A 3,652-nucleotide genomic window follows, 5' to 3' on the forward strand; every position below is an offset into this window, starting at 1 on the left:
GCCCTCACCGGCGGCCTCGGCGAGTGTGGCCGCGGCGACTATCGCGCCGCGGCCACACTCGCCGAGGCCGCCGGTGAGGGCGGGCGCATCGCGTCGCTCGAGCACTTCGCGGCCGACCCGCCGCTGCGCCTGCGCCCGGGCGCCGACTCGTGTCGCGTGCCGTTTCGCGAGCTGTACCCGCTCGCCATGGTGCGCGCCAAGTTGCTGCGCGAGATCATGCTGTTCGCGGTCGATACCGGCGCCCCGTGCCTGTTGCTCGATCAATCCGCCGCGCGCCGACTCGGCGTGCGCCTGTTCGAGGGCCGCGGCCAGATCGCATGGCTCGGCACGATGCACGCGGTCACCTATGGGGTGGTCCCGAGTTTTGAACTGGGCGACTTCACGCTCGAGAACGTGCCGGTCGCAGTGCTGCCGTTGCGCAAATACTCGGCGGCGGTCCACGGCGCCAAGGAACCGGTGGCGGGCGTGATCGGCGTGGAGCTGCTGCGCGCTTTCACACCGACGCTCGACTATCCGGAACACGAACTGGTGCTGAGGCGCCGCACGCTCGTCGCAGCGGCCGCCGCAACGCCGGTGTCCGACGGCGGCACCGTCGAGAACGCGGTTCCGCTCGAGATCTGGAGCGAGTCCGAACTCATGGTGCGCGGACGAGTGCGTGACAGCCGCCCGCTCGCGCTGTGGCTGCACAGCGGCTTTCCGGAGTGCGGCTTCGGAGCGAGTGCGGCAACGCTCGACGAGTTGAGCTTGTCGGCCGGGGGCGGGATCTCACGCGCGATTCGAGGCGCCGCCACCGTGCTGCGCGGCAATGCGTGGGCGCGGGTGCAGATTCCTTCGATCTCGATCGGGCGGCTGCGCGAAGGGCCGGTGTCGGGATGGTCCGGCGCACTCGACGGCGCGCTCGCCACGCGTCACGGTCTCGGCCGTGACGGCTTCATTTCACACGATCTGTTCCGCGACTGGCGGGTCACGATCGACTGGGACGCCTCGCGCGTGCGGTTCGACCCCGAGAAATGAGCGCGGTGCCACGACCGCCGCTGGCGGCGCGGCTCGCGATCGCGGTCGCAGTCTCGTCGCTCGATGCCGGATTGCTGGCGCTGGCACTCGGCGGCATCCGGCAATTCATCGCGCACCCGCAGGCGGTGGCGCTCGCCGTCGTGTGGGCGCTGCTCGGACTGCTGCTGGCCGCACTTCAGCCGGTGCGAAGCAGCGACGCCGTGGCGGCCGACCGCGATGCGCCGTGGCGGTTCGCGTTGCTCGGACTGCTGCCGTTTCTGATCCCGCCGCTCTCGGCGCTCGCGGACGCGCGCGGGTGGATGCCGCTGCCTTTCGGCGCCGGACTGCGCTGGGCGGGAGTCTCGCTGGCGGCACTCGGTTTCACGCTGCGCGTTTCGGCCATCGCGCGACTCGGAAGCCGCTTCGCACCTGAGGCCGTGGTGCAGCGCGATCATCAGATCGAGACGCACGGCCCCTACCGCGTGATCCGGCATCCGGGGTACCTCGGCGCATGGCTCACGGCACTCGGCGGCCTCATGGCGTTCGCAAGCTCGCTCGCGATGCCGCTGCTCGTACTGTTCGCGTGGCTGCTGGCGACCCGCGCACGCACCGAGGACGCGCTGCTCGAGCGCCACTTCGGCGAGACATTTCGCGCCTACCGCGACCGCACCGGAGCCTTCCTGCCGCGACTCGGGCGTTGAGCGACCGACGTTTCACCACCTCGAGCGGACGAGGTGTTCGGGTTCAGCAGCGCACAACCGGTGCGAATCCGGCGCGCACCGCTTGGCAGTCTGCGGGCGCTTGGCTATTGTGCGCTCGTGCGACTCGCCTACCACATGATCGCTTCGCCCGTCGGCCTGCTGTTCCTGGCCGGCAGCGACCGCGGCGTCTGCCATCTCGAGTTCATGGATCGCAAGAGCTTGAAGCGGGTGATCGCGGGTCACTCTCCGCTGCACCCGGGCGCGACCTGGACTCCCTCGCTGCTCGAGCTGAAACCGGTGGTGGATCAGGTCGAGGCGTACTTCAACGGTGGCCTGGTCGATTTCGACGTGAAGCTCGCCCCGATCGGCACCGACGCTCAGCTCAAAGTCTGGAAGGCGCTGCGTGCGATTCCCTACGGGGAGACCGTCACCTACGGCGACCTGGCCAAGCGTCTCAAGCAGCCGCGCGCCGCGCGCGCGATCACGCTCGTGGCGCAGCAGAATCCGATTGCGCTGATCGTGCCGTGCCATCGCGCGGTGGGCGCCGCCGGCAGTCTGGCGGGCTACCCCGGCGGCGTGACGCGGCGGCGCTGGTTGCTGGAGCACGAATCCGCGCACCGCAAGCGCCTCGAATCGGTCGGCGAGGAATTCGTCGCCGCCGCGGGAGCGACACGCCGCACTCGACGCTGATTCGAGGCATCACCCCGCGGGCCGCGCCACAGGGAGCGATCGCCATGAGAATCCCGAATCGATGGGTTCGCCGGGCAGCACGCGAACTCGGAACCCTCACCGTGTATTCGGTGGGCGCCGCGCTGCTGATGCTCGCGAGCCTCGCGATTTCCATGGCCGAAGCCGGTCAGGTGCGCGTCACGGTGTCGGGCACGTCGTTCTCGCCGCCGAACGTAAACGTCAACCCCGGCGATCACGTGGTGTGGGTGTGGGCGGGCGGCAATCACAATGTGTTGAGCGGCAACAGCTGCACGCCGAGCGCCGGCTTCACGAGCGGTACGGCGACCAGTGCCGTGAACACGGCGTTCACGTGGCGCTCGAGCGGCGTCGTCTCGCGTTCGTATTTCTGCGAGGTCCACTGCAGCGGCTTCGGCATGGTCGGCAGTGTCGGGCTCTCGATGGCGGCGGTGCCGGTGAGCGACTTCCGGCTCACCGAGGTGCGGTTCTCGGACGATCACACGAACGATTTCGTCGAGATCGCGAATCTGGGTGCCGCGACCGGCAATCTGGGGCGCTATCGCCTGAGCCTGACGGGCGCGACCGTTCAGACGCTGCCGCAGACGGACATCTCGGTGCCGCCGGGCGGGCGCGTGGTGGTGTTCCTCAATCAGACCGGCACCAACACGAACACCAGCGTGTTCTTCCAGGGCGTCACGTTGCCACGCACCGGCTCGGCCACGCTCTACGTGGCGACCACGAACGCTTCGCAGACGGCGCTCAACCGCGACGACATGCTGCTCGACTTCGTCCAGTGGGGCGCGGCCACGCAGCAGAACGAGAGCACCGCGGCGAACGCGGGATTCTGGAACATCGGCGAATTCGTGGACGCGGTCGCCGACGGCCACTCGCTCGCGTTCTGCGGCTCCGCGACCGAGCACGGCGCGACGACCTGGCAGGGCATCGCCACGCCGAATCCCGGCACCGCCGACTGTTCGACCCCGACGCGAAACGCCACCTGGGGACGGCTCAAGCTCCGCTACCGCTGAGCGCGCCGTTTCGCCGCCAGGTGATCGAAGCCGCGCGCTGCGATCGGCATCTCGCCGTCGGGCGTCTCCAGCACCCGGGCCCCCGGCACGTCGGTCAGCGTGCCGATGAAGGCGAGCGGCGTGCGCTGGTCGAGGTTGCGCAGGCCGAACGCACGCCGCCGCTCGGGATCGACGGCGAGCAGCAACTCGTAGTCGTCGCTGGGCCCGAGGCGCAGCGCGCGCGCGGTGGCCGCGAGCCTCGCG

The 3,652-nt window shown here is 69.9% G+C and carries 5 protein-coding genes; 4 read left to right on the forward strand and 1 reads right to left on the reverse strand.

Annotated elements, in window-relative coordinates:
• The 4 genes from HOP12_08330 to HOP12_08345 all read left to right on the forward strand — a co-directional run.
• On the forward strand, window positions 1-1,014 hold a 1,014-nt coding region (locus HOP12_08330), incomplete at its 5' end, for a hypothetical protein (protein ID NOT34159.1).
• Between the two features lie 5 nt (window positions 1,015-1,019).
• On the forward strand, window positions 1,020-1,694 hold the full coding sequence (locus tag HOP12_08335; protein ID NOT34160.1) for an isoprenylcysteine carboxylmethyltransferase family protein: 675 nt from the start codon (window positions 1,020-1,022) through the stop codon (window positions 1,692-1,694).
• Between the two features lie 135 nt (window positions 1,695-1,829).
• The gene (locus tag HOP12_08340; protein ID NOT34161.1) at window positions 1,830-2,384 is read left to right on the forward strand and encodes a methylated-DNA--[protein]-cysteine S-methyltransferase; all 555 of its coding nucleotides are present in this window, start codon (window positions 1,830-1,832) and stop codon (window positions 2,382-2,384) included.
• Window positions 2,385-2,428: 44 nt separating this feature from the next.
• Window positions 2,429-3,409, forward strand: a complete 981-nt coding sequence (locus HOP12_08345) for a hypothetical protein (GenBank protein ID NOT34162.1) — start codon at window positions 2,429-2,431, stop codon at window positions 3,407-3,409.
• Here the strand turns inward: HOP12_08345 and HOP12_08350 are convergent.
• The coding region (locus tag HOP12_08350; protein NOT34163.1) for a thiamine-phosphate kinase at window positions 3,400-3,652 on the reverse strand (253 nt) is incomplete at its 5' end. The genes HOP12_08345 and HOP12_08350 overlap by 10 nt on opposite strands.

The sequence above is a fragment of the Candidatus Eisenbacteria bacterium genome (assembly GCA_013140805.1).
In the GTDB taxonomy this organism is placed as follows: domain Bacteria; phylum Eisenbacteria; class RBG-16-71-46; order RBG-16-71-46; family RBG-16-71-46; genus JABFRW01.